Genomic DNA, 25,179 nt, shown 5'->3' with positions numbered 1-25,179 from the left:
CATGACCGATAGCAACTTCCGCCATATCACCGTGCTGCTCGACGAAGCTGTCGAGGCCCTTGCCGTGCGCGCTGACGGTTGCTATGTGGATGGCACCTTCGGTCGCGGTGGTCATAGCCGGATGATCTTGCACAAGCTTGGCCCCGGTGGACGGCTATTGGGATTCGATAAGGATCCCCTGGCCATCGCGACCGGGGAAGCGCTAGCGGCCGAAGACGGCCGCTTTGTCGTTGTGCAGCGCAGTTTTGCGGAACTTTCCGATGAGGCTGCTGTCCGCGGGCTGGCGGGCTCTATCTCCGGTGTTCTGCTAGATCTGGGGGTGTCGTCGCCGCAACTCGACGATCCTGAGCGTGGCTTCAGCTTTCTCAATGACGGCCCGCTGGATATGCGTATGAATCCGGCTGTCGGCGTCAGTGCTGCTGATTGGATCGCCACGGCTGACGAAGGCGAAATCGCCCGTGTGATGAAGGATTACGGCGAGGAGCGTTTCGCCAAGCGCATGGCGCGTGCCGTGGTGCTGCGTCGGGTCGAGCTGCCGTTCACGCGCACGGCCGACCTGGCTAAGGTGCTCACGGACGCCAATCCAGCCTGGGAGAAGGGAAAAAATCCCGCAACTCGGGCTTTTCAGGGCATTCGTATCCACGTTAACAACGAGCTGGGTGACCTTGAACGCGGTCTCGATGCTGCTCTGGATTCGTTGGAAGTCGGCGGTCGCCTGGTGGTGATCAGCTTCCATTCCCTGGAAGATCGTATCGTCAAACAGTTCATGAAGCGCCAGGCCAAGGGTGAGGCCGATAAGCTACCGCGTGATTTGCCGATTATTCCCAAGGCCTTCGAGCCGCGTCTGAAGCTGATCGGCAAACCGGTGTTCGCCAGCGATGCCGAGGTCAAGGTCAACCCACGCTCGCGCAGTGCGGTGATGCGTGTCGCGGAGAAGCTCCGATGAGTCGGCGCCTCGGCAAATCCATGCCCAGTGGCAGTTTGCTGCTGCTAGTGCTGTTCGTCGCCATTTTGGTGTCGGCCGTGGCGGTTTCCTACAGCGCCCACTGGAGCCGCCAGTTACTTAACGACCTTTATGCGGAGCTCAGCGTGCGTGACAAGGCGCAAGCCGAGTGGGGGCGTTTGATCCTCGAGCAGAGCACCTGGACTGCGCACAATCGCATTGAGGCGTTGGCCAGTGAACAGTTGAAAATGCATATCCCTGATCCCGCCGCCGTCCATATGGTGCAGCCATGATCGGGCTTGAAGGCGCGCTTTATCCCTGGCGTTTTCGCTTGGTGCTGGCGCTGCTCGCCCTGATGGTCGGTGCGATTGCCTGGCGCATGCTTGACCTGCAGGTGCTCGATCATGATTTTCTCAAAGCGCATGGCGATGCCCGTAGTGTGCGGCATATCCCCATTCCCGCTCACCGTGGCTTGATCACTGACCGCAATGGCGAGCCGCTGGCTGTCAGTACGCCTGTAACTACGCTGTGGGCTAACGGCAAGGAATTGCAGGCCGCGCGCGATCAGTGGCCTGCCCTGGCAGCGGCGTTGGGGCAGGATTCGGCCAGTTTTGCCGAGCGCCTGGAGCAGAATAAAGAGCGTGAGTTCATGTATCTGGTGCGCGGTCTGACGCCGGAGAACGGACAGCGTGTGCTCGATTTGAAGGTGCCTGGTGTCTATGCCATCGAAGAGTTCCGTCGTTTCTATCCGGCTGGCGAAGTCGCTGCGCATGTCGTTGGCTTCACGGATATTGATGATCATGGGCGTGAGGGTATGGAGCTCGCCTATGAGGATTGGCTGGCCGGCGTGCCGGGCAAACGTCAGGTGCTCAAGGATCGTCGTGGCAAGCTGATCAAGGATGTGCAGGTGGCGCAGAACGCCAAGGCCGGCAAGACGCTGGCGCTGTCCATCGACCTGCGTTTGCAATATCTGGCGCATCGTGAGCTGCGCAATGCACTGCTGGAGAACGATGCCAAGGCCGGCAGCCTGGTGATGGTTGACGTCAAGACTGGCGAAGTGCTGGCTATGGTCAACCATCCCACCTACAACCCAAACAATCGCCGCAGTTTGACGCCGGCGGCGATGCGTAATCGCGCGATGATCGACGTGTTCGAGCCGGGCTCGACCATGAAGCCTCTGTCCATGGCGGCGGCTTTGGAAACCGGGCGCTGGAAACCCAGTGACGTCGTGCCGATTGGTAACGGCACGCTGCGTATTGGCCGCTACACCATTCGCGATGTGTCCCGTACAGAAGGCCCGGCGCTGGATCTGACCGGCATTTTGATCAACTCCAGTAACGTGGGGATGAGCAAGGTAGCCTTCGATGTTGGTGGCGAGCGTATTTACGACACCATGAGCAAGCTGGGCTTCGGTCGTGATACCGGGCTGGGCTTTCCGGGAGAGCGGGTCGGCAATCTGCCCAATCACCGCAAGTGGCCCGAGGCGGAAACGGCCACGTTGTCCTATGGCTACGGTCTGTCGGTCACGGCGGTGCAGTTGGCGCATGCCTACGCGACTTTGGCCAATGGCGGTTCCATGGTGCCGCTGTCGATGATTCGCATGGATAGCAAGCCGGGCTCTATGCAGGTCGTGCCCAAAGAGGTCGCCACCACCCTGCAAGGCATGCTGCAGCAGGTCGTCGAGGCGCCGCGTGGTGTCTTCCGGGCTCAGGTGCCTGGCTATCACGTGGCTGGTAAGAGTGGTACTGCGCGCAAGAGCAGCGTAGGCACCAAGGGGTATCGCGAGAATGCCTATCGCTCCCTGTTTGCTGGCTTCGCTCCAGCGCAGGATCCGCGCATCGCTCTGGTTGTCGTGATCGACGAACCGGGTAAGGGCGCTTATTTCGGTGGCCTGATTTCGGCGCCGGTTTTCAGCAAGGTCATGGCTGGATCGCTGCGTCTGATGAACATTGCGCCGGACAACCTGCCGCCGCCCGAGCAGAAAGTGGCTGCCGTGAACCAGGGAGGGCGTAACTGATGCCTATGCCGCTGAATCAACTGCTGCCGGCCGCCGAGAGCAGCGTGCTGGTGCGCGAGCTGACGCTCGATAGCCGCAAGGTGCGTCCGGGCGATTTGTTCCTGGCGGTGCCGGGTACCCAGCAAGATGGCCGTGTGCACATTGCCGACGCTATTGCCCGTGGTGCAGCCGCCGTTGCCTATGAAGCCGCAGGCGCGCCAGACATGCATGCCGAGAGCGCTGTGCTGGTGCCGGTCAAGGGGCTGGTTGGTCAGTTGTCGGCGATTGCCGGACGTTTTTACGGCGCGCCGAGCCGTGCCCTGCATCTAGTCGGCATTACCGGTACCAACGGCAAGACCAGTGTGAGCCAGTTGCTGGCGCAAGCGCTGGATCTGCTTGGTCAGCCCTGTGGGATCGTTGGCACGTTGGGCAACGGTTTTTACGGCGCGCTGGAGCAGAGCAAACACACCACGCCAGACCCGGTCGGGCTGCAGTTCACCCTGGCCTCGCTCAAGCAAGCCGGTGCTCGCGCTGTGGCCATGGAGGTTTCCTCCCATGGTTTGGATCAGGGGCGTGTCGCTGCGCTGGAGTTTGACGTAGCGGTGTTCACCAACCTGTCGCGCGACCATCTTGATTACCACGGCAGCATGGAGGCTTATGGCGCCGCCAAGGCCAAGTTGTTTGCCTGGGCGAATCTGCGTTGCCGGGTAATCAATCTCGATGACGCCTTCGGTCGCGAGCTGGCCGCGCAGGCGCACGAGTCGCGTCTGATCGGTTACAGCCTGGAGCGCCCCGAAGCCTACCTGTATTGCCGCGATGCGCAGTTCGACGATCACGGTGTGCGCGCCCATCTGGTTACGCCGCGTGGTGAAGGAGTGCTGCGCAGCAATCTGCTCGGGCGTTTCAATCTGAGCAACTTGCTGGCGGTGGTCGGCGCTCTGTTGGGCATGGACTACGCCCTCGACGAAATTCTCAAGGTGCTGCCGCAGTTGCAGGGCCCGGCTGGACGCATGCAGCGCCTGGGCGGCGGTGACAAACCGTTGGTGGTGGTCGACTACGCGCATACCCCGGATGCTCTGGAAAAGGTGCTGGAGGCCATGCGCCCGCACGTCGAGGGGCGCCTGCTGTGTCTGTTCGGCTGCGGCGGCGACCGTGATCGCGGCAAGCGTCCGTTGATGGCTGCGGTGGCTGAACGTCTCGCCGATGAGGTGTGGGTCACTGACGACAACCCGCGTACCGAAGACCCGGCGCAGATCATCGAAGGTATTCGCGCTGGTTTCAGTGCGCCAGAAAGCGTGCAGTTCATTCATGGTCGTGGCGATGCCATCGCCCGGCTGATCGCCCAGGCTGCCGCCAGCGACGTGTTGGTGTTGGCCGGCAAGGGCCATGAGGATTACCAGGAAATCATGGGCGTGCGTCAGCCGTTCTCCGATTTGAACGAAGCGAACAAGGCTCTAGCCGCCTGGGAGGCTGTTCATGCTTAAGCCCTGGCTGCTCAGCGAAGTCGCTGCCGACTTGAGCGCGCGCGTGATCGGCGCGGATGTTGCCTTTTCCGCCGTGGGCACCGACAGCCGCACCATCGCGCCTGATCAACTGTTCGTGGCATTGACCGGGCCGCGTTTCGACGGTCATGACTATCTGGACGAAGTCGCCGCCAAGGGCGCCGTTGCCGCGCTGGTCGAGCGCGAGGTCATCGGTGCGCCATTGCCACAACTGCTGGTTGCCGATACTCGCCTGGCTCTTGGCCAGTTGGGGGCGCTCAATCGTCAGGCCTTTACTGGCCCGCTGGCTGCCGTGACGGGCTCCAGCGGCAAGACCAGCGTTAAGGAAATGCTCGCGGCCATTCTGCGTGCTGGCCTGAACGGCGCGGTACTGGCGACGCGTGGCAACCTCAATAACGATCTGGGCGCACCGCTGACCCTGCTGGAGTTGGCGCCGGTGCATCGCGCCGGCGTGATCGAGCTGGGTGCCAATCACGTTGGCGAAATCGCTTACACCGTCAGCCTGACCCGACCGCAGGTGGCCATCATCACCAACGCCGGCAATGCTCACGTCGGTGAGTTCGGCGGCCCGGAGAAGATCGTCGAAGCCAAGGGCGAGATTCTCGAAGGCCTGCCTGATGATGGCGTGGCCGTGCTCAATCTGGATGACAAGGCCTTCACCACCTGGCAGCGTCGCGCGCTCGGGCGCAAGGTGCTGAGCTTCGCCCTGCGCGATTCCCGAGCTGATTTCCACGGTGCCGAACTGGCCCGTGACCAACGTGGCTGCCAGGGCTTCACGCTGCACAGCCCGGTCGGTAGCGCCCGCATTCAACTCAACCTGCTTGGTGAGCATAACGTCGCCAATGCCCTGGCCGCCTGTGCCGCCGCTCATGCCCTGGGCATGCCGCTGGCCGCCATGGTCGAAGGCCTGCAAAACCTGCAGCCGGTCAAGGGCCGCGCCGTCGCGCAGTTGACCGCCGATGGCGTGCGGGTGATCGATGACAGCTACAACGCCAACCCCGTGTCGATGTGCGCGGCGGTGGATATACTCGCCGGCTTCTCCGGCCGCACCGTCCTGGTGTTGGGAGATATGGGCGAGCTGGGCGAGTGGGCCGAGCAGGGCCATCGCGATGTTGGGCGCCATGCTGCGGGCAAGGTCGATGCGCTGTATGCCGTCGGCCCGCTGATGCGTCACGCCGTCGAGGCGTTCGGTTCAAAAGGCCGCCATTTCGTTGATCAAGCCGAGCTGATCGCAGCGCTTCGCGCCGAGCAGGCTGGCAGCACACTACTAATCAAAGGTTCTCGCAGCGCAGCCATGGACAAGGTCGTGGCGGCGCTGTGCGACGTATCGGGGGAGATTCACTAAATGCTGCTGCTGCTGGCGGAGTACCTGCAACAGTTACACAAGGGCTTCGCGGTCTTTCAATACCTGACCCTGCGCGGCATTCTCGGCGTGCTCACCGCCCTGGCGCTGTCGCTGTGGCTTGGCCCATGGATGATCCGCACCCTGCAGGTGCGTCAGATCGGCCAGGCTGTGCGTAACGATGGCCCGCAATCGCACCTGTCGAAGAAAGGCACGCCGACCATGGGCGGCGCGCTGATTCTCACTGCCATTGCCGTCAGCACGCTGCTCTGGGCTGACTTGTCCAACCGCTACGTGTGGGTGGTGCTGGCTGTGACTTTGGCGTTCGGTGCCATCGGCTGGGTCGACGACTACCGCAAGGTGATCGAGAAGAACTCGCGCGGCCTGCCGAGTCGCTGGAAGTATTTCTGGCAGTCGGTATTCGGCCTGGCCGCTGCTGTCTTCCTTTATATGACTGCGCAGAGCCCGGTGGAAACCACCCTGATCCTGCCGCTGCTCAAAGATGTGAGTATCCCGCTGGGTGTCGGCTTCGTGGTGCTGACCTACTTCGTCATCGTCGGTTCGAGCAACGCGGTGAACCTCACCGACGGCCTCGACGGCCTGGCTATCCTGCCGACCGTGATGGTGGCGGGTGCGCTGGCGATCTTCTGCTACCTGTCGGGCAACATCAAATTCGCCGATTACCTGCTGATTCCGTACGTGCCGGGCGCTGGTGAGCTGATCGTGTTCTGCGCCGCGCTGGTAGGGGCCGGCCTCGGTTTCCTGTGGTTCAACACCTACCCGGCACAGGTGTTCATGGGTGATGTCGGCGCGCTGGCGCTCGGCGCCGCGCTGGGCACCATCGCGGTGATCGTCCGCCAGGAAGTCGTGTTGTTCATCATGGGTGGTGTGTTCGTCATGGAAACCCTGTCGGTGATCATCCAGGTCGCCAGCTTCAAACTGACCGGCAAGCGCGTGTTCCGTATGGCACCGATTCATCACCATTTCGAACTCAAGGGCTGGCCCGAGCCACGCGTGATCGTCCGCTTCTGGATCATCACCGTGATTCTCGTGCTGATCGGCCTGGCCACCCTGAAACTGAGGTAATTGCGCGTGACGTTGATCGCTTCCGACCAATTCCGCATCGTTGTCGGCCTCGGCAAGAGCGGCATGTCCCTGGTGCGCTTCCTGGCGCGTCAGGGCGTGCGCTTTGCCGTGGCCGACACGCGCGCGAATCCGCCGGAGCTGGAAACGCTCAAGCGCGACTACCCACAGGTGGAAGTGCGCTGTGGCGAGCTGGACGTGGATTTTCTCTGCCGCGCCTCGGAGCTGTACGTGAGTCCGGGCCTGGCAATCGCGACCCCGGCTCTGGCCGAAGCGGCCGCACGTGGCGTGAAGCTGTCCGGCGACATCGACCTGTTCGCCCGCCACGCCAAGGCGCCGATCGTCGCCATCACTGGCTCCAACGCCAAAAGCACCGTCACCACCCTGGTCGGTGAGATGGCCGCTGCTGCCGGCAAGCGAGTCGCTGTCGGTGGCAACCTCGGCACGCCGGCGCTGGATCTCTTGGTCGATGATGTCGAGCTGTATGTGCTGGAGCTGTCCAGCTTTCAGTTGGAAACCACCGACCAGCTCAATGCCGAAGTGGCCACCTGCCTGAACATCAGCGAAGACCACATGGATCGCTACAGCGGGCTGCCGGCTTATCACCTGGCCAAGCACCGGATCTTCCGTGGCGCGCGTCAGGTGGTGGTGAACCGTGACGATCCGCTGTCGCGTCCGTTGATCACCGACCAGGTGACCTGCTGGGAATTCGGTCTGGGCAAACCCGACTTCAAACGCTTCGGCCTGCTCGAAGAGAACGGCGAGAAATCCCTGGCGTTTCGCTTCGAGGCGCTGCTGCCGGTGAGCGAGCTGAAGATTCGCGGCGCGCACAATCAGTCCAACGCCCTGGCGGCGCTGGCCCTGGGGCATGCCGTTGGCCTTCCGATGGATGCCATGCTTGCCACCTTGCGTCAGTTCGCCGGTTTGCCGCACCGCTGCCAGTGGGTCGGTGAGCGCGCCGGGGTGAACTATTACGACGATTCCAAGGCCACCAATGTCGGCGCGGCGCTGGCGGCCATCGAAGGTCTGGGCGCGGACATCGCCGGCAAGCTGGTGCTGATCGCCGGTGGCGATGGTAAAGGCGCCGATTTCTCTGCCCTGAAACAGCCGGTCGCCCGCTTCTGCCGCGCCGTGGTGTTGCTGGGCCGTGATGCCGAGCTGATCGCAACCGCTCTGGGCGATGCCGCGCCGCTGGTGCGCGTACAGACTCTCGACGAAGCGGTGCAGCGCTGCAGCGAACTGGCCGAGGCCGGTGATGCCGTGCTGCTGTCGCCGGCCTGTGCCAGCCTGGATATGTTCAAGAACTTCGAAGAACGTGGGCGTCTGTTCGCCCAGGCCGTGGGAGGGCTCGCCTGATGCTGGGCTTCCTGCGCGTTCGTCCGTCGCCGCTGCTGGGGCGTGGCCTGGATCTCGACTTCCCGATGCTGGCCGGCTGCCTGGGTTTGCTGGGCCTCGGCCTGGTGATGATCACCTCGGCCTCGTCCGAGGTAGCGGCGGCGCTGTCTGGCAACCCGCTGTACCACATGATCCGTCACATCATTTATCTGGTGATTGGCCTGGGCGTGGCCGGCGTGGTGCTGATGATCCCCATGAGCTTCTGGCAGCGCTATGGCTGGATGATGTTGCTGGCGGCCTTCGCCCTGCTGGTGCTGGTGCTGATTCCGGGGATTGGCCGGGAGGTCAACGGTGCGCGGCGCTGGATAGGCTTCGGCGCGTTCAACGTGCAGCCTTCGGAAATCGCCAAGGTCTTCGTCGTGGTCTATCTCTCCGGCTATCTGGTGCGGCGCCAGGAAGAGGTGCGCGAAAGCTGGATGGGCTTCTTCAAGCCCTTTATCGTCCTGCTGCCGATGGCCGGCCTGCTGCTGCTGGAGCCTGACTTCGGTGCCACCGTGGTGATGATGGGCTCGGCCATGGCCATGCTGTTCCTCGGCGGTGTCGGCTTGCTGCGCTTCGGCCTGATGGTGGCGCTGGCTGTGGGTGCGGTGTTCGTCCTGGTGCAGACCCAGGAATACCGCCTGCAGCGTCTGATCACCTTTACCGATCCCTGGGCCGATCAGTACGGCTCCGGTTATCAGCTAACCCAGGCATTGATCGCCTTTGGCCGTGGCGAATGGTTCGGCGTCGGCCTGGGCAACAGTGTGCAGAAGCAGTTCTACCTGCCCGAAGCGCATACTGACTTCGTCTTCTCGGTGCTAGCCGAGGAGCTGGGCCTGGTCGGCTCGCTGCTGACCCTGGCGTTGTTCGTCTTCGTTTGCATACGCGGCCTGTACATCGGCCTGTGGGCCGAGAAGGCCAAACAGTTGTTCTCTGCCTACGTCGCCTACGGTCTGTCGTTCCTGTGGATCGGCCAGTTCCTCATCAACATCGGGGTGAACACCGGCCTGCTGCCGACCAAGGGTCTGACCCTGCCGTTCCTTAGCTATGGTGGTTCGTCCCTGGTGATCTGCTGCATCAGCCTGGCGATCCTGCTGCGTATCGAGTGGGAAAGCCGGCACGTGCTGGGCAACGAGGATGTGGAGTTCGATGAGTCGGATTTCGCCATCGAGCCACCATCCTTCGTCCTTGAGGAGCCTCGTCATGCGCGGTAACGTCCTGATCATGGCCGGCGGCACTGGCGGGCACGTGTTCCCGGCGCTGGCTTGCGCGCGCGAGTTCCAGGCGCGGGGTTATACCGTGCACTGGCTGGGTACGCCGCGCGGCATCGAGAACGAGCTGGTGCCGCAGGCGGGTCTGCCGCTGCATCTGATCAACGTCAGCGGTCTGCGTGGCAAGGGCAAGCTGTCCCTGCTCAAGGCGCCGTTCCAGTTGCTGCGTTCGCTGTTGCAGGCGCGTCGCATCGTGCGTGAGTTGCAGCCGGTGTGCGTGCTCGGCATGGGCGGTTACGTCACCGGGCCGGGCGGCCTGGCCGCGCGCATGGCTGGTGTGCCGCTGATCATCCACGAGCAGAACGCCGTCGCCGGTACCGCCAACCGCTTGCTGTCGCATATCGCCACGCGCATCTGCGAGGCTTTCCCGAATACCTTCGCCGCGTCCGACAAGCGCCGCAGCACGGGCAATCCTGTGCGCGAGGAGCTGTTCTTGGAGACCCCGCGCGAGCCGCTGGCCGGGCGCAAGCCGAAGCTGCTGGTGCTCGGTGGCAGCCTGGGCGCCGAGCCACTGAACAAACTGCTGCCCGCCGCCCTGGAAAAACTGCCTGGCGATATCCGCCCGCAGGTCTTCCATCAGGCTGGAAAGCAGCATTTTGATATCACCGCGGAGCGTTATCGCGAAGCTGCGGTCGAAGCCGAGGTCGCGCCCTTCATCAAGGACATGGCGCGTGCCTATGGTTGGGCCGATCTCGTCATTTGCCGCGCCGGTGCGCTGACTGTCAGCGAGCTGGCTGCCGCTGGCCTGCCGTCGTTCCTTGTGCCGCTGCCGCACGCCATCGACGATCACCAGAGCCGCAATGCCCAATACCTGGCGAAGGAGGGCGCTGCCGTCCTTCTTGCGCAACATGCCACTGACGCGGCCAAGCTCGCCGCGCAGCTCACCGAGGTTCTGATGCACCTGGAAAAACTCAACGTCATGGGCGCCACCGCGCGTCGTCTGGCCAAGCCCGATGCCACCCGCACGGTGGTCGACATCTGCCTGGAGGTGGCCCGTGGCTAAGTCTCCCGCTGCCGTCAAGGCTGAAGTCCGGCGCATGCGCCGCATCCGCCGCATCCACTTCGTCGGCATCGGTGGCGCCGGCATGTGCGGCATCGCCGAAGTGCTGATGAACCTGGGGTACGAAGTCTCCGGTTCCGACCTCAAGGCCTCGGCCGTGACCGAGCGCCTGGAAAATTTCGGCGCCACCATCTTCATCGGCCATCGTGCCGAAAACGCCGAGCAGGCCGATGTGCTAGTGGTATCCAGCGCCATCAACACTGCCAACCCGGAAGTCGCCACCGCGCTGGAGCGCCGCATTCCGGTGGTGCGCCGCGCCGAGATGCTCGCCGAGCTGATGCGTTACCGTCATGGCATCGCCGTGGCCGGCACTCATGGCAAGACCACCACCACCAGCCTGCTGGCTTCGGTATTCGCTGCCGGTGGCCTTGATCCGACCTTCGTGATTGGCGGTCGCCTGAACGCCGCTGGCACTAATGCCCAGCTTGGCTCCAGCCGCTTTCTGATCGCCGAGGCTGACGAAAGCGACGCCAGCTTCCTGCACCTGCAGCCGATGGTCTCGGTTGTCACCAATATCGACGCCGACCACATGAGCACTTATGGCGGCGACTTCAACAAGCTGAAGAAAACTTTCATCGAGTTCCTGCACAACCTGCCGTTCTATGGCCTGGCCGTGCTCTGCGTCGACGACCCTGTCGTGCGCGAGCTGCTGCCGCAGGTTGGTCGTCCGACCGTGACCTATGGTTTCTCCGACGATGCCGACGTACGCGCGATCAACGTGCGTCAGGAAGGCATGCGTACCCACTTCACCGTACTGCGCCCGGACTGCGCGCCGCTCGACGTGTCGGTGAACATGCCGGGCAATCACAACGTACTCAACGCACTGGCAACCATCGCCATTGCTACCGACGAGGGCATCGACGACAGTGCCATCGTCGCCGGTCTGTCGGGCTTCCAGGGTGTTGGTCGACGCTTCCAGGTCTACGGCGAACTGCCGGTGGACGGTGGCAGCGTGATGCTGGTCGATGACTATGGCCATCACCCGCGCGAAGTCGCTGCCGTGATCAAGGCTGTGCGCGGTGGCTGGCCGGAGCGCCGTCTGGTGATGGTCTACCAGCCGCACCGTTACAGCCGTACCCGCGACCTGTACGACGACTTCGTGCAAGTGCTCGGCGAGTCCAACGTGCTGTTGTTGGTGGAGGTGTATCCGGCTGGCGAGGAGCCGATTCCGGGCGCTGATAGCCGTCAGCTTTGCCACAGCATTCGTCAGCGCGGTCAGCTCGACCCGATCTATGTCGAGCGTGGTGTGGATCTGGCACCGCTGCTCAAGCCGCTGCTGCGTGCTGGCGACATCCTGTTGTGCCAGGGCGCGGGCGATATCGGCGCGGTGGCGCCGCAACTGATCAAGCACCCACTGTTCGTCGGGGAGTCGAAATGAGTTTGCACAGTACCCTCGATCCCAAGGCCTTCGGTCGCGTCGCCGTGCTGTTCGGCGGCAAGAGCGCCGAGCGTGAGGTGTCGCTGAAATCCGGCAATGCCGTGCTCAACGCCCTGCAGGCCGCCGGCGTGGACGCTTTCGGCATCGACGTGGGCGATGACTTCCTGGCTCGCCTGAGCAGCGAGAAGATCGACCGCGCCTTCATCGTGCTGCATGGCCGTGGTGGCGAGGATGGCTCCATGCAGGGCCTGCTTGAGTGCGCTGGCATTCCCTACACAGGCAGCGGCATCCTGGCCTCTGCCTTGGCCATGGACAAGTTGCGCACCAAACGCGTCTGGCTCAGCCTCGGTTTGCCGACGCCGAACCATGCCGTATTGGCCAGCGAGGCCGATTGTCGCGCTGCTGCGACTGAACTGGGCTTCCCGTTGATCGTCAAACCGGCCCATGAAGGTTCGAGCATCGGCATGGCCAAGGTGGAATCCCTGGACGCTTTGATCGCCGCCTGGCAGGACGCTGCGGGTTATGACAGTCAGGTGCTGGTGGAGCAGTGGATCGCCGGCCCGGAATACACCATCGCCGTGTTGCGTGGCGAGGTGCTGCCGCCCATTGGTCTGGGCACGCCGCATACCTTCTACGACTACGAGGCCAAGTACCTGGCCGATGACACCCAGTACCGCATTCCCTGCGGCCTGTCGGCGGAGAAAGAATCCGAGTTGAAAGACCTCACCGCGCGTGCCTGCGAAGCCGTGGGCACCCAGGGCTGGGCGCGCGCCGATGTGATGCAGGACGCCAACGGTCAGTTCTGGCTGCTGGAAGTGAACACCGTACCGGGCATGACCGATCACAGCCTGGTGCCGATGGCCGCGCGTGCCGCCGGTCTGGATTTCCAGCAACTGGTGCTGGCGATTCTGGCCGACAGCGTCGAGGCGAGGGGTTAAGTCATGGTCACGGCCGTGCGTCATCAAGACTCGCTGAGGGCGCCGCTACGCGGCAAGCCCGTACCGCGTGGCGCCAGCCGTATGGTAGCCAAGGAGCCAGTGCGCCTGCGCCTGCCCAAAGCTGACTTTTCCTGGGTTGCGCGTCTGGGCTGGCCGTTGCTGCTGGTTGGCCTGGGCTTTGGTGCCTACGAGGGCGCACAGCGCCTGCTGCCTTACGCTGATCGTCCGATTGCGCGCATCAGCGTGCAGGGCGATCTGGCCTATGTCAGCCAGGAAGCGGTGCAGCGGCGCATTGCGCCCTACACCCAGGGCAACTTCTTCAGTGTCGACCTGCGCAGCATGCGTGAAGAACTCGAGCGCATGCCCTGGATCGCCCACGCCGAAGTGCGTCGGGTGTGGCCGGATCAGATCGATGTGCGCCTGGAAGAGCAATTGCCCATCGCCCGCTGGGGTGATGAGGCGCTGCTCAATAACCAGGGTCAGGCGTTCGCCCCGCAGGAGCTGAACAACTATCAGCATCTGCCTCAGTTGTCCGGCCCCAAGCGCGCGCAACCGCAGGTCATGCAGCAGTACCAGATCCTTAGCCAGTTGCTGCGGCCAATGGGCTTTACCGTGGTTGGCCTGCAATTGCGTGAGCGCGGTAGCTGGTTCCTTTCGGCCACTGAGAATGCCAGCGGGCAGCGCATTGAGATGTTGCTGGGTCGTGATCACATCGTGGAAAAAATGCGTCGTTTCGCGGCTATCTACGAGCGCGAACTAAAAGAACAGAGCGCGAACATCGCGCGCATCGACCTGCGTTATGCCAACGGCTTGGCCGTTGCCTGGCGTGAGCCGGTGGAGCCGGCTGCGGCCGAGCAGAAAGTGAATTGAGAAGAGGCGGGATGAAATGAGTAGCGCGCAGAGCGGCAAGATGATCGTTGGCCTAGACATCGGCACTTCCAAGGTGGTGGCGCTGGTGGGCGAAGTGACGGCCGACGGCCAACTGGAAATCGTTGGCATTGGCACCCATCCGTCGCGCGGCCTCAAAAAGGGCGTGGTGGTCAATATCGAGTCCACCGTGGCTTCTATTCAGCGCGCGGTAGAAGAGGCCCAGTTGATGGCCGGCTGCCGCATCCACTCGGCATTCGTCGGCGTCGCCGGCAATCACATCCGTAGCCTCAACAGCCACGGCATCGTCGCCATTCGCGACCGTGAAGTCAGTGGCGCCGATATCGAGCGCGTGCTCGACGCGGCCCAGGCCGTGGCTATCCCGGCAGATCAGCGCGTACTGCACACCCTGGCGCAGGATTACGTGATCGACAATCAGGAAGGTGTGCGTGAGCCACTGGGCATGTCCGGTGTGCGTCTGGAGGCCAAGGTGCACGTGGTCACCTGCGCTGTGAATGCTGCGCAAAACATTGAGAAATGTGTGCGGCGTTGCGGTCTGGAGGTCGACGACATCATTCTGGAGCAGCTTGCATCGGCTTATTCGGTGCTGACCGAAGATGAAAAGGAACTGGGCGTGTGTCTGGTGGATATCGGCGGTGGCACCACCGATATCGCCATCTTTACCGAAGGCGCTATTCGCCATACGGCGGTGATTCCGATTGCCGGTGATCAGGTCACCAACGATATCGCCATGGCTCTGCGCACGCCGACCCAGTACGCCGAGGAAATCAAGATTCGCTACGCCTGCGCCCTGGCCAAGTTGGCCGGTGCCGGCGAAACCATCAAGGTGCCCAGCGTCGGGGATCGTCCGCCGCGTGACTTGTCGCGCCAGTCCCTGGCCGAAGTGGTCGAGCCGCGTTACGACGAACTGTTCACCCTGATTCAGGCCGAGCTGCGCCGCAGTGGCTATGAAGACCTGATTCCCGCCGGCATCGTCATGACTGGCGGCACGGCGAAGATGGAAGGTGCGGTCGAGTTGGCCGAAGAGATTTTCCACATGCCCGTGCGTTTGGGTGTGCCGCATAGCGTCAAGGGCATGGCTGACGTAGTACGCAACCCGATTTATTCGACCGGTGTGGGCTTGCTGTTGTACGGGCTGCAGAAGCAGAACGACGGCATCTCCATGTCGGTTGGCAGTCCGTATCAGGACGAAGGCAAAACCCCCGTATTCGAGCGCATCAAGCGCTGGGTACAAGGCAATTTCTAACTTTGCAGTAGGCGTTACACAACTAGAAGGAAAGGAGAGGGATCATGTTTGAATTAGTCGATAACGTTCCACAGAGTGCGGTTATCAAAGTCATCGGTGTCGGTGGTGGCGGCGGTAACGCGGTCAACCACATGGCGGTTAGCAACATCGAGGGCGTCGAGTTCATCTGCGCCAACACCGACGCTCAGGCGCTGAAGAACATCGGTGCGCGCACCGTGCTGCAACTCGGCCCAGGCGTGACCAAGGGGCTGGGCGCTGGCGCCAACCCGGAAGTCGGTCGTCAGGCCGCTCTGGAAGATCGCGAGCGTATCGCTGAAGTCCTGCAAGGCACTGACATGGTGTTTATCACCACCGGTATGGGGGGGGGGACCGGTACTGGTGCCGCTCCGGTGATTGCCGAAGTGGCCAAGGAACTGGGCATCCTGACCGTGGCCGTGGTCACCCGTCCGTTCCCGTTCGAAGGCAAGAAGCGCATGGTGATTGCCGATGAAGGCATCCGCGCGCTGGCCGAGAGCGTCGACTCGCTGATCACCATTCCCAACGAAAAACTGCTGACCATCCTCGGTAAGGATGCCAGCCTGCTGTCCGCCTTCGCCAAGGCCGATGACGTACTGGCTGGGGCCGTGCGCGGTATCTCCGACATCATCAAGCGTCCGGGCATGATCAACGTCGACTTTGCCGACGTTAAAACCGTGATGAGCGAAATGGGCATGGCGATGATGGGCACTGGCTGCGCCAGCGGTCCGAACCGTGCGCGTGAAGCCACTGAGGCGGCGATCCGCAACCCGCTGCTCGAAGACGTCAACCTGCAGGGCGCCCGTGGCATCCTGGTGAACATCACCGCCGGCCCGGATCTGTCCCTGGGGGAATACTCCGACGTGGGTAACATCATCGAGCAGTTCGCTTCCGAGCACGCCACCGTCAAGGTCGGCACCGTGATCGATGCCGATATGCGCGACGAACTGCACGTCACCGTGGTCGCCACCGGCCTCGGCGCGCGCCTGGAGAAGCCGGTCAAGGTGGTCGATAACACCGTTCAGGTCGCAGCCAGCCAGCCAGTTGCCCAGCAGCCGGTTACCCAGTCGCGTGGTGAGCACTCGGTCAATTACAAGGACTACGAGCGCCCGACCGTACAGCGTCAGAGCCACAGCGGCGCTGCCACTGCAGCCAAGCTCAATACCCAGGATGATCTCGATTACCTGGATATTCCGGCTTTCCTGCGTCGCCAAGCTGATTGATGGAATGTATCAGGAGTATATGGGTGATTGGTGTTCAGCAAAGGTCGGTTCTGCTATCATCCCCGACCATTGTTGAAAATAGTTCGCAACTAGCGATATAGCGGCCAAGCCATGATCAGACAACGCACTCTGAAGAACATCATCCGTGCCACCGGTGTTGGCCTACATTCGGGGGAGAAGGTTTACCTGACCCTCAAGCCGGCCCCGGTGGACACTGGTATCGTGTTTCGTCGTACCGATCTCGACCCGATCGTGGAAATCCGCGCATTGGCCGGGAATGTCGGTGAAACCACCATGTCGACTACGTTGATCAATGGTGATGTCAAGGTAGATACGGTAGAGCACCTGCTTTCGGCCATGGCAGGCCTGGGCATCGATAACGCCTACGTCGAGCTCTCCGCATCCGAAGTCCCGATCATGGATGGCAGTGCTGGCCCCTTTGTATTCCTGATTCAATCCGCTGGCCTGCAGGAGCAGGACGCGCCTAAGAAGTTTATTCGTGTCCTGCGTGAGGTGACGGTGGAGGAGGGCGATAAGCGCGCCACCTTCGTGCCTTTCGACGGGTTCAAGGTGAGCTTCGAGATTGACTTCGATCATCCCGTGTTCCGCAATCGTACGCAGAGCGCCAGTGTGGATTTCTCCAGTACGTCTTTCGTCAAGGAAGTCAGCCGGGCCCGCACTTTCGGCTTCATGCGTGATATCGAGTTCCTGCGTTCGCAGAACCTGGCGCTCGGTGGCAGTGTGGAAAACGCTATCGTGGTCGACGAGCATCGTGTACTCAACGAAGATGGCCTGCGTTACGAGGATGAATTCGTTAAGCACAAGATTCTCGATGCCATCGGCGATCTGTACCTGCTGGGTAACAGCCTGATTGGTGAGTTCAAAGGCTTCAAGTCCGGTCACGCGCTGAACAACCGTTTGCTGCGTACCCTGATCGAACAGACTGATGCCTGGGAAATGGTGACCTTCGAAGACGCCACGCTTGCGCCAATTTCCTATATGCGTCCGGTAGCGGCCGTATAACCCCTCCCTCTTTCTTGCTTTATCTCAGGCCACCTTTGGGTGGCCTTTTTTATGCTGGGCAGGTTCGGCGGGCGTCGTTTTCGTGGAGGGGCTGTCGAATTGGCGTCAAATTTTTAGACGGGCGGCAGAGGCTTCACTCATCGTCGCGTACGTGGCTGGCCAGGCGCCCGAGAGCCGCGCGCAGCCTGGGGTCGCGGATGCCTTCGGCGCTGGCCTGGATGTTCTCAGCGGCGGCCTTAGACAGGTGAAGGGTGCGACCGGTTCCGCGATTGTGGCCGCTTTGTGGTTGCACCTTGAACAGGATTTTCGTTAAGGTCGCGAATTCTTCCAGTGCCTGGAGCTGCCGTTGCAGCCTGCGCTGTTGGTAACGCAATCGAGTTGCCCAGTGACCATCGGTCACGATCAACAACAGACAACCGCCACGCCACGACGCGACATGACAGTGTTCACGGGCGGCAGGTTGTAGCTGGCTTTCGACAAGACGCTGTAAATGGGCGAGGCGTTGGGCTTCGTTGAACAGCGCTTTCAGCGGCTTGGCTTCGCGTAACAGCGTGGCGGGCGCTTGAGCCGGCAAGGGACGAAACGACATGGCAGGAAGCCTTGAGTTGCGGAGACGTCATGGTAGCAGAGCGTGCTGCCAGCTTGTGCTCCGCCATTACCAGTCCATCGGAACAGGGATGCTGGCCGCCGCGATTGCCTGAATACGGGTGTCGAGGGGATATGCGAAGCCAGTGCCGAAGTGGTTCTCAAGTGGTCTGTCAGGGGACGCCATGCACATCATCTTGCTCGACAGTCGACGCGGTTCGACTCGAACGATTCATCTCAATCTTCGTTGGTTATCGTTATCTGCGCTGCTGGCGCTTTCGTTGAGTCTGGCTGCCGGTGCTGCGCTGGGCGCCAAGTGGTTTACTGCTGAGCCGCTGACTGATAGCCGTCTGGCTGAGGCGCTCGATGTGCAGCGCCAGCAGGTCGGGGCTGTGCGTGAGGATGCTCAGCGGCAACTGGATGCCTTCGCGGCCCATGTTGCCGAGCTGCAAGCGCGCCTGACGCGTCTAGATGCCTTGGGTGAGCGTCTTACCGAGCTTGCAGACCTGGACTCCAGCGAGTTCGACTTTTCCTTGAATGTCGGCCAGGGCGGTGCCGAAGACGCGCTGGGCGCTTCTGCCTATGCGCCGCCGCCCTTTATGAATGCGCTCGATGAGCTGGCCTTGCGCGTGGACAGCCGTGAGCAGCAACTCGAAGTGTTGGAGCAATTGCTTGGCGAGCGGCGTATCAATGAGGCTGAAACCTTGTCTGGTCGGCCTGTGCTGCAGGGCTATATTTCCTCGCCCTTTGGCCGTCGGGTGCATCCGCTGACCGGACGTGTCAGCGTACACAAGGGCATCGACTTCGCGGCCAAGCGCGGCAGTGATGTGGTTGCGGTCGCGGCTGGGGTGGTGACCTTCTCTGGCCGCAAGAATGGTTATGGCAATGTTGTCGAGATCAGTCATGCCGACGGCTACACCACGCTCTACGCGCACAACCGCAGCAATGTGGTGCAGGTCGGAGATCTGGTGCAGCGCGGCCAGGCCATTGCCAAGGTAGGTAGTACCGGGCGCTCGACAGGCGCGCATGTGCATTTCGAGGTCAGCAAGAATGGCCAGCCGGTCAATCCGTCCTTGTATATCGCGCGCAATAGTGGCGAGTCGTGATGTTGCGCCTGCTGGTTATGGCCTTGAATTTGCCGCCTGTTATCCCCATCTATAGCGGCGAAGCGATGCGCTGTGAAGCTCTTGGCCGCTGTTGCTGAACGCCTTGTGCGTGCTGCTACTGGCCGAGAACGCCACTTTCCTCCCGGGGTTTTCCGGGTAGAATGCCCCCTTCGTCCGCAGCCATGCTGGCTGCCCGGCCGTCATTGACGGTGACCTCCATCCATTCGCCGGAAGACCCTGCCGATATGTTTGCGCCTTTGTTGAAAAAACTTTTCGGAAGCAAGAATGAGCGTGAAGTCAAACGCATGCTCAAAGCGGTGCAGTCCGTGAACGCCTTGGAAGAGCAGGTGATCGCACTCTCGGACGAGCAACTGCGGGGCAAAACCGAAGAGTTCAAGGCTCGTTTGAGCAAGGGTGAAACCCTCGACCAAATACTGCCGGAGGCCTTTGCCGTTGCGCGTGAGGCGGGCAAGCGTGTGATGGGCATGCGCCATTTCGATGTGCAGCTAATCGGTGGTATGACCCTGCACGAAGGCAAGATCGCCGAAATGCGAACCGGTGAGGGCAAGACCCTGGTGGGCACCCTGGCCGTTTACCTTAATGCGCTGTCCGGCAAGGGCGTGCACGTGGTGACCGTCAACGAATACCTGGCACGCCGTGACGCCAACTGGATGCGTCCGCTGTACGAATTTCTCGGCCTGAGCGTCGGTATCGTCACCCCGTTCCAGCCGCCGGAAGAAAAGCGCGCGGCCTATGCTGCTGATATCACCTACGGCACCAACAACGAATTTGGCTTCGACTACCTGCGCGACAACATGGCGTTCAGCCTGGAAGACAAGTTCCAGCGCGAACTGAATTTCGCTGTGATCGACGAAGTCGACTCCATCCTTATCGATGAGGCCCGTACGCCGCTGATCATCTCCGGCCAGGCCGAAGACAGCTCCAAGCTGTACATCGAGATCAACAAGCTGATCCCGCGCCTCACTCGTCACATTGAAGAGGAAGAGGGCGTCGTCACTCAGGAAGGGCATTACAAGGTCGATGAGAAGACCCGTCAGGTCGAACTCAACGAAGCGGGCCACCAGTACGTCGAGGAACTGCTTACTACAGTCGGTCTGCTAGCTGAGGGCGAGAGCCTCTACTCTGCGCACAATCTGGGCTTGCTGACTCACGTATATGCCGGTCTGCGTGCTCATACCCTGTTCCATCGCAACATCGAATACATCGTGCAGAACGGTCAGGTGATCCTGATTGACGAGCACACTGGCCGTACCATGCCGGGTCGCCGCCTGTCTGAAGGCCTGCACCAGGCCATCGAGGCCAAGGAAGGGGTGAACATCCAGGCCGAGAGTCAGACGCTGGCCTCGACCACCTTCCAGAATTACTTCCGTCTATATAACAAGCTCTCCGGCATGACCGGTACCGCCGACACCGAGGCGTTCGAGTTCCGCCAGATCTATGGCCTCGATGTCGTCGTGATCCCGACCAACAAATCTGTCGCGCGCAAGGATTTCAACGACCTGGTCTACCTGACCCAGGAAGAGAAGTACCAGGCGATCATCGCCGATATCAAGGACTGCCAGGCCCAGGGCCGGCCGATTCTGGTCGGTACGGCGACCATCGAGACCTCCGAGTACGTCAGCCAGTTGCTGGACAAGGAAGGTATCGAGCACAAGGTGCTCAACGCCAAATTCCACGATAAGGAAGCCGAGATCATCGCCCAGGCAGGCCGTCCGGGGGCGCTGACCATCGCCACCAACATGGCCGGCCGCGGTACCGACATCCTGTTGGGCGGCAATTGGGAAGTGGAAGTCGCTGCCCTGGAAAATCCTAGCGACGAGCAGATCGCGCAGATCAAGGCCGAATGGCAGAAGCGTCACCAGCAGGTGATCGAGGTCGGCGGCCTGCATGTGATCGCTTCCGAGCGTCACGAATCGCGGCGTATCGACAACCAGCTACGTGGCCGTGCAGGCCGCCAGGGCGATCCGGGTTCCAGCCGTTTCTACCTGTCGCTGGAAGACAACCTGATGCGTATTTTCGCCTCTGATCGGGTGAAGAACTTCATGAAGGCGCTCGGCATGCAGGCTGGCGAGGCCATCGAGCACCGCATGGTCACCAATGCCATCGAAAAGGCCCAGCGCAAGGTCGAGGGCCGCAACTTCGACATGCGTAAGCAACTGCTTGAGTTCGATGACGTAGCCAACGAGCAGCGCAAGGTGATCTACCACATGCGCAACAGCCTGCTGGCTGCGGAGAACGTCGGCGACACCATCGCCGAGTTCCGCGAGGAGGTGTTGGGTGCTGCCGTCAATGGCCACATTCCGCCGCAGTCGATGCCGGAACAGTGGGACGTAGCGGGCCTGGAGTCGACCCTACAAAGCGATTTCGGCATCAAACTGCCGATCCAGCAGTGGCTGGACGAAGACGACAAGCTGTACGAGGAAACCCTGCGCGAGCGCATCCTTGCCGAGCTGATCGCTGCCTACAACGAGAAGGAAACCCAGGCCAGCGCCGAAGCCCTGCGTACCTTCGAGAAGCAGATTCTGTTACGCGTGCTCGATGACCTGTGGAAAGACCATCTGTCGACCATGGATCACCTGCGTCACGGTATTCACCTGCGTGGTTATGCGCAGAAGAACCCCAAGCAGGAGTACAAGCGCGAGTCCTTCACCCTGTTCCAGGAGCTGCTGGAGTCGATCAAGCGCGACGCCATCCGCGTACTCAGCCATGTGCAGGTGCGCCGCGAAGATCCGGCCGAAGAGGAAGCCCGCCTGCGCCGCGAAGCCGAGGCCATGGCTGAGCGTATGCAGTTCCAACACGCCGACGCTTCTGCGCTGGCCGAGGACGAAGGCAGCGCCGCAGAAGGTGACGTGGCGGCAGCCGTAGCGCCGGTGCGTAGCGAGAACAAGGTGGGTCGTAACGAACCCTGTCCTTGTGGCTCGGGCAAGAAGTACAAGCACTGCCACGGCCAGATCGGTTGATCATGACCGTGGTGCGCCGCTAAAGGCGCTTGCAGTAGAGAGGGCTTCGGCTATGCTGCCTGCGCCCTCGCTAACGCCGCGACGGCTTTGCTGTTCGCGGCGTTTTACCATCTTTCAGACCGCCTGGCGGTCGGCAACGTCTCACAAGGAGTTCACCTCATGGCTGTTGGTCTTGGCCCGCTGTCTACCCTGCACCCGGTTCCTGGTTTCGAGCTGGGTATCGCCTCGGCCGGTATCAAGCGCCCAGGGCGCAAGGACGTGGTGGTGATGCGCTGCGCCGAAGGTTCGCGCATTGCCGGGGTCACCACCACCAACGCCTTCTGCGCTGCGCCGGTGTTGATCACTCGCGAGCGTCTGGGTGGTGAGGTGCGCTACCTTTTGACCAACACCGGCAATGCCAACGCCGGCACCGGCCCTGATGGCCTGGCTCGCGCCCGCCGTGCCTGCGCACGCCTGGCCGAGCTGACCGGTGTTGCCGAAAGCGCCGTGCTGCCGTTCTCCACCGGGGTAATCGGCGAGCCGCTGCCGGTCGAGAAAATCGAGGCCGCGCTGCAGGCCGCGCTGGATGATCTCAATACCGACAACTGGGAAGCTGCCGCCACCGGCATCATGACCACCGACACCCTGCCCAAGGGTGCCAGTCGCCAGTTCCAGCACGATGGCGTGACCGTCACCGTGACCGGCATCTCCAAGGGCGCCGGGATGATTCGCCCGAACATGGCCACCATGCTCGGCTACATCGCCACCGATGCCAAGGTCGCTCAGGGTGTGCTGCAGGATCTGGTGCGCGACGCGGCGAACAAGTCCTTCAACCGCATCACCATCGACGGTGACACCTCCACCAACGATTGCTGCATGCTCATCGCCACCGGCCAGGCCGCACTGCCGGAAATCGCCGAGGCATCCGGCGAGCTGTTCGCCAAGCTCAAGCAGGCGGTATTCGAGGTGTTTATGGACGTGGCACAGGCCATCGTCCGTGACGGTGAAGGTGCGACCAAGTTCGTCACCGTACAGGTCAACGGCGGCGGCACCCATCAGGAGTGCCTGGACGTGGCCTACGCCGTGGCCCATTCGCCGCTGATCAAGACGGCGCTGTTCGCCTCCGACCCCAACTGGGGGCGCATTCTTGCCGCTGTCGGCTATGCCGGCGTGCCGCAACTGGACGTGAGCAAGATCGACGTGTTCCTCGGTGAGGTCTGCATCGCCAGCAAGGGCGCGCGCGCCACCACTTACACCGAAGAGCAGGGCGCGGCGGTGATGGCGCGTGAGGAAATCACCATCCGCATCGAGCTGGGTCGTGGTGATTGCAGCGAGACCATCTGGACCACTGATCTGTCCCACGAGTACGTGAAGATCAACGCCGAATACCGCACCTAAACCGCTACAAGCAGCAAGCCATAAGCGCCAGGTAAAAGCGTGGAGTGCCCTCTTTTGCAGCTACTTTCATTCCCGCGCCTCATGCCCCCATGACGCGCGGGAATTTGCTATTTGCAGGTCTGACTTTTAACGTCGTGTCACGGCACTCAACTTGATAGAGGCATGGGTAATGGCTTTGCAATTGGTAGTGGGCGACAAGAATTACTCTTCCTGGTCGTTACGTGCGGCGTTGGCCGTCGAGCTGAGCGGTGCCGTTTGCGAAGAGCTGCGGGTGCGCCTGTATCAGCCTGACAGCCGTGCCCGCCTACTGAATCATTCGCCGACCGGCAAGGTGCCGGTGCTGGTGACCGAGCATGGCCCTGTCTGGGATTCGCTGGCGATTGCCGAGTACCTGGCCGAACGCTTCCCCGAGGCGCAGTTGTGGCCGCAGGATGTCGCTGCACGCGCGTTGGCACGCAGCCTGTGCGCCGAGATGCACAGCGGCTTCGGGGCTCTGCGCAGCCATCTGCCGATGGATCTGGCACGCGACCAGGCGCTGGCTGAAGTGCCGACAGACGCCATGGCTGATATTGAGCGAGTTTGCTCTCTGTGGGCCGATTGCCGCGCACGCTTTGGCGCTGAAGGCGAGTTTCTCTTCGGGCGCGCCACTTTGGTCGATGCCTTCTACGCACCGGTCGCTGCGCGTCTGCGCAGCTATCGTGTCGCCCTGCCGCTGGTGGCGGCTGCGTATGTTGAGACGATCTATCAATGGCCTGCATTCGTGCGTTGGCATGAGGCGGCCCTGCAGGAGGTCAAGCGGTGAAACGCGTTCACGTTGCAGCGGCGGTCATTCGAGGTATTGATGGCCGTATCCTGATTGCCAGGCGCCCGCAGGACAAGCATCAGGGCGGCTTGTGGGAGTTCCCAGGTGGCAAGGTGGAAGAGGGCGAGGCAGTGAGCGTGGCGCTGGCGCGTGAGCTGGAGGAGGAGTTGGCCATTCGCCCGACAGTGGCGCGCCCGCTGATCCAGATTCGCCATGACTACCCGGACAAGCAGGTGCTGCTGGATGTCTGGGAGGTCACCGCCTTTACTGGCGAGCCGCACGGCGCCGAAGGCCAGCCACTGGCCTGGGTCAGTGAGCGGCAACTGTTGGGATACGAATTTCCCGCCGCCAACAAGCCGATCGTCGCTGCCGCACGTCTACCGGAGCGTTACCTGATTACGCCAGATGGTATCGAGTCGGCTGATCTATTGAGCGGTGTACGTGCGGCGCTGGCGCAGGGCGCGCGCCTGATTCAACTGCGTGCGCCGAATATGTTCGACGCGCAGTACCGCGATCTGGCTGTGGACATTCAAGGGCTGTGCGCAGGCAAGGCGCAACTGATGCTCAAGGGGCCGCTGGAGTGGCTGGGCGATTTTCCGGCGGCTGGCTGGCACCTCACGGCCGAACAACTGCGCAAATACGCCGCCCACGGTCGGCCATTTCCCGAGCAGCGTTGGCTGGCAGCGTCCTGTCACAGCGCCGAGGAGCTCGAACTGGCAATGCAGATGGGCGTGGATTTCGTCACGCTGTCTCCCGTACAGGCCACCGCGACGCATCCTGAGGCGCAGCCTTTGGGTTGGGAGGCCGCGAGCGAGCTGCTCACGCAATGCAACCTGCCAGCCTATCTGCTGGGCGGTGTCGGCCCTGCCGATATCGAACGCGCCTGGCAGATCGGCGCCCAGGGCGTGGCGGGCATCCGCGCGTTCTGGTCGGCGAACGGCTCGTAGGGCGGACCGGAACGCCCTACGCGCTGGCCGCACGGTCGGTAGGAGCGGATTTATCCGCGAAGAGCGGATGGCACCGAGGCCATGATGATCGCGAATAAA

21 protein-coding genes are annotated in these 25,179 nt (G+C 62.1%); 20 read left to right on the top strand and 1 reads right to left on the bottom strand.

Features of this window, described 5'->3' with window-relative positions; all coding sequences use genetic code 11:
- Position 1 precedes the first annotated feature (1 nt).
- The 15 genes from rsmH (at position 2) to lpxC (ending at position 17,282) form a co-directional block, all read left to right on the top strand.
- Positions 2-946: a 16S rRNA (cytosine(1402)-N(4))-methyltransferase RsmH gene (gene rsmH, locus AERO9A_RS08520; protein WP_159971467.1), complete on the top strand. Its 945-nt coding sequence runs from the start codon at positions 2-4 to the stop codon at positions 944-946.
- Positions 943-1,236: a cell division protein FtsL gene (ftsL, locus tag AERO9A_RS08515; RefSeq protein WP_159971466.1), complete on the top strand. Its 294-nt coding sequence runs from the start codon at positions 943-945 to the stop codon at positions 1,234-1,236. The genes rsmH and ftsL overlap by 4 nt, the downstream gene beginning before the upstream one ends.
- The gene (locus AERO9A_RS08510) at positions 1,233-2,960 is read left to right on the top strand and encodes a penicillin-binding protein 2 (protein ID WP_159971465.1); all 1,728 of its coding nucleotides are present in this window, start codon (positions 1,233-1,235) and stop codon (positions 2,958-2,960) included. The genes ftsL and AERO9A_RS08510 overlap by 4 nt, the downstream gene beginning before the upstream one ends.
- Positions 2,960-4,423 carry a UDP-N-acetylmuramoyl-L-alanyl-D-glutamate--2,6-diaminopimelate ligase gene (locus AERO9A_RS08505; protein WP_159971464.1) on the top strand — a complete coding sequence of 488 codons (1,464 nt, stop codon included), beginning with the start codon at positions 2,960-2,962 and terminating at the stop codon, positions 4,421-4,423. The genes AERO9A_RS08510 and AERO9A_RS08505 overlap by 1 nt, the downstream gene beginning before the upstream one ends.
- Positions 4,416-5,786 (top strand): UDP-N-acetylmuramoyl-tripeptide--D-alanyl-D-alanine ligase, encoded by a 1,371-nt coding sequence (gene murF, locus AERO9A_RS08500; protein ID WP_159971463.1) that lies wholly within the window; start codon positions 4,416-4,418, stop codon positions 5,784-5,786. Before AERO9A_RS08505 ends, murF begins: the two co-directional genes overlap by 8 nt.
- Positions 5,787-6,869, top strand: a complete 1,083-nt coding sequence (mraY, locus tag AERO9A_RS08495; RefSeq protein WP_159971462.1) for a phospho-N-acetylmuramoyl-pentapeptide-transferase — start codon at positions 5,787-5,789, stop codon at positions 6,867-6,869.
- Between the two features lie 6 nt (positions 6,870-6,875).
- Complete coding sequence (gene murD / locus AERO9A_RS08490; RefSeq protein WP_178111111.1) at positions 6,876-8,222, top strand: UDP-N-acetylmuramoyl-L-alanine--D-glutamate ligase; 1,347 nt, start codon at positions 6,876-6,878, stop codon at positions 8,220-8,222.
- Positions 8,222-9,454, top strand: a complete 1,233-nt coding sequence (gene ftsW, locus AERO9A_RS08485) for a putative lipid II flippase FtsW (RefSeq protein WP_159971460.1) — start codon at positions 8,222-8,224, stop codon at positions 9,452-9,454. Before murD ends, ftsW begins: the two co-directional genes overlap by 1 nt.
- Positions 9,444-10,514, top strand: a complete 1,071-nt coding sequence (gene murG / locus AERO9A_RS08480) for an undecaprenyldiphospho-muramoylpentapeptide beta-N-acetylglucosaminyltransferase (protein WP_159971459.1) — start codon at positions 9,444-9,446, stop codon at positions 10,512-10,514. The genes ftsW and murG overlap by 11 nt, the downstream gene beginning before the upstream one ends.
- Before the next feature lie 34 nt (positions 10,515-10,548).
- Positions 10,549-11,949, top strand: coding sequence for a UDP-N-acetylmuramate--L-alanine ligase (murC, locus tag AERO9A_RS08475; protein ID WP_218580138.1), 1,401 nt, complete (start codon positions 10,549-10,551; stop codon positions 11,947-11,949).
- Positions 11,946-12,887, top strand: a complete 942-nt coding sequence (locus AERO9A_RS08470) for a D-alanine--D-alanine ligase (RefSeq protein ID WP_159971457.1) — start codon at positions 11,946-11,948, stop codon at positions 12,885-12,887. Before murC ends, AERO9A_RS08470 begins: the two co-directional genes overlap by 4 nt.
- Before the next feature lie 3 nt (positions 12,888-12,890).
- Positions 12,891-13,757, top strand: coding sequence for a cell division protein FtsQ/DivIB (locus AERO9A_RS08465; RefSeq protein WP_159971456.1), 867 nt, complete (start codon positions 12,891-12,893; stop codon positions 13,755-13,757).
- Positions 13,758-13,773: 16 nt separating this feature from the next.
- Positions 13,774-15,021 carry a cell division protein FtsA gene (gene ftsA, locus AERO9A_RS08460; RefSeq protein ID WP_159971455.1) on the top strand — a complete coding sequence of 416 codons (1,248 nt, stop codon included), beginning with the start codon at positions 13,774-13,776 and terminating at the stop codon, positions 15,019-15,021.
- A 44-nt stretch (positions 15,022-15,065) separates the two neighbouring features.
- Positions 15,066-16,259, top strand: a complete 1,194-nt coding sequence (ftsZ, locus tag AERO9A_RS08455; RefSeq protein ID WP_159971454.1) for a cell division protein FtsZ — start codon at positions 15,066-15,068, stop codon at positions 16,257-16,259.
- A 111-nt stretch (positions 16,260-16,370) separates the two neighbouring features.
- On the top strand, positions 16,371-17,282 hold the full coding sequence (lpxC, locus tag AERO9A_RS08450; protein WP_159971453.1) for a UDP-3-O-acyl-N-acetylglucosamine deacetylase: 912 nt from the start codon (positions 16,371-16,373) through the stop codon (positions 17,280-17,282).
- A gap of 133 nt (positions 17,283-17,415) precedes the next feature.
- On the opposite strand, the gene AERO9A_RS08445 is transcribed toward lpxC, so the two are convergent.
- The gene (locus AERO9A_RS08445; protein WP_159971452.1) at positions 17,416-17,871 is read right to left on the bottom strand and encodes a DciA family protein; all 456 of its coding nucleotides are present in this window, start codon (positions 17,869-17,871) and stop codon (positions 17,416-17,418) included.
- A 181-nt stretch (positions 17,872-18,052) separates the two neighbouring features.
- Between AERO9A_RS08445 and AERO9A_RS08440 the strand changes: the two genes are divergently transcribed.
- The 5 genes from AERO9A_RS08440 (at position 18,053) to AERO9A_RS08420 (ending at position 25,080) form a co-directional block, all read left to right on the top strand.
- Positions 18,053-18,973: a M23 family metallopeptidase gene (locus AERO9A_RS08440; protein ID WP_159971451.1), complete on the top strand. Its 921-nt coding sequence runs from the start codon at positions 18,053-18,055 to the stop codon at positions 18,971-18,973.
- A 245-nt stretch (positions 18,974-19,218) separates the two neighbouring features.
- Positions 19,219-21,954: a preprotein translocase subunit SecA gene (gene secA / locus AERO9A_RS08435; RefSeq protein WP_159971669.1), complete on the top strand. Its 2,736-nt coding sequence runs from the start codon at positions 19,219-19,221 to the stop codon at positions 21,952-21,954.
- Between the two features lie 159 nt (positions 21,955-22,113).
- Positions 22,114-23,331 carry a bifunctional glutamate N-acetyltransferase/amino-acid acetyltransferase ArgJ gene (gene argJ / locus AERO9A_RS08430; RefSeq protein WP_159971450.1) on the top strand — a complete coding sequence of 406 codons (1,218 nt, stop codon included), beginning with the start codon at positions 22,114-22,116 and terminating at the stop codon, positions 23,329-23,331.
- 169 nt (positions 23,332-23,500) lie between these two features.
- Positions 23,501-24,133 (top strand): glutathione S-transferase family protein, encoded by a 633-nt coding sequence (locus AERO9A_RS08425; RefSeq protein WP_159971449.1) that lies wholly within the window; start codon positions 23,501-23,503, stop codon positions 24,131-24,133.
- Positions 24,130-25,080, top strand: a complete 951-nt coding sequence (locus AERO9A_RS08420; protein ID WP_159971448.1) for a Nudix family hydrolase — start codon at positions 24,130-24,132, stop codon at positions 25,078-25,080. The genes AERO9A_RS08425 and AERO9A_RS08420 overlap by 4 nt, the downstream gene beginning before the upstream one ends.
- The last annotated feature ends 99 nt before the right edge of the window (positions 25,081-25,179 follow it).

Origin of the sequence: Pseudomonas sp. 8Z (assembly GCF_902506535.1) — a bacterium.
Lineage (GTDB): Bacteria > Pseudomonadota > Gammaproteobacteria > Pseudomonadales > Pseudomonadaceae > Aquipseudomonas.
This window is presented reverse-complemented; position numbering and strand designations above follow the sequence as displayed.

Bases quoted from the DNA above. Each gene is read 5' to 3' on its own strand.
- rsmH (WP_159971467.1), top strand. From the start codon at position 2: ATGACCGATAGCAACTTCCGCCATATCACCGTGCTGCTCGACGAAGCT.
- ftsL (WP_159971466.1), top strand. From the start codon at position 943: ATGAGTCGGCGCCTCGGCAAATCCATGCCCAGTGGCAGTTTGCTGCTG.
- AERO9A_RS08510 (WP_159971465.1), top strand. From the start codon at position 1,233: ATGATCGGGCTTGAAGGCGCGCTTTATCCCTGGCGTTTTCGCTTGGTG.
- AERO9A_RS08505 (WP_159971464.1), top strand. From the start codon at position 2,960: ATGCCTATGCCGCTGAATCAACTGCTGCCGGCCGCCGAGAGCAGCGTG.
- murF (WP_159971463.1), top strand. From the start codon at position 4,416: ATGCTTAAGCCCTGGCTGCTCAGCGAAGTCGCTGCCGACTTGAGCGCG.
- mraY (WP_159971462.1), top strand. From the start codon at position 5,787: ATGCTGCTGCTGCTGGCGGAGTACCTGCAACAGTTACACAAGGGCTTC.
- ftsW (WP_159971460.1), top strand. From the start codon at position 8,222: ATGCTGGGCTTCCTGCGCGTTCGTCCGTCGCCGCTGCTGGGGCGTGGC.
- murG (WP_159971459.1), top strand. From the start codon at position 9,444: ATGCGCGGTAACGTCCTGATCATGGCCGGCGGCACTGGCGGGCACGTG.
- murC (WP_218580138.1), top strand. From the start codon at position 10,549: ATGCGCCGCATCCGCCGCATCCACTTCGTCGGCATCGGTGGCGCCGGC.
- AERO9A_RS08470 (WP_159971457.1), top strand. From the start codon at position 11,946: ATGAGTTTGCACAGTACCCTCGATCCCAAGGCCTTCGGTCGCGTCGCC.
- AERO9A_RS08465 (WP_159971456.1), top strand. From the start codon at position 12,891: ATGGTCACGGCCGTGCGTCATCAAGACTCGCTGAGGGCGCCGCTACGC.
- ftsA (WP_159971455.1), top strand. From the start codon at position 13,774: ATGAGTAGCGCGCAGAGCGGCAAGATGATCGTTGGCCTAGACATCGGC.
- ftsZ (WP_159971454.1), top strand. From the start codon at position 15,066: ATGTTTGAATTAGTCGATAACGTTCCACAGAGTGCGGTTATCAAAGTC.
- lpxC (WP_159971453.1), top strand. From the start codon at position 16,371: ATGATCAGACAACGCACTCTGAAGAACATCATCCGTGCCACCGGTGTT.
- AERO9A_RS08445 (WP_159971452.1), bottom strand. From the start codon at position 17,871: ATGTCGTTTCGTCCCTTGCCGGCTCAAGCGCCCGCCACGCTGTTACGC.
- AERO9A_RS08440 (WP_159971451.1), top strand. From the start codon at position 18,053: ATGCACATCATCTTGCTCGACAGTCGACGCGGTTCGACTCGAACGATT.
- secA (WP_159971669.1), top strand. From the start codon at position 19,219: ATGTTTGCGCCTTTGTTGAAAAAACTTTTCGGAAGCAAGAATGAGCGT.
- argJ (WP_159971450.1), top strand. From the start codon at position 22,114: ATGGCTGTTGGTCTTGGCCCGCTGTCTACCCTGCACCCGGTTCCTGGT.
- AERO9A_RS08425 (WP_159971449.1), top strand. From the start codon at position 23,501: ATGGCTTTGCAATTGGTAGTGGGCGACAAGAATTACTCTTCCTGGTCG.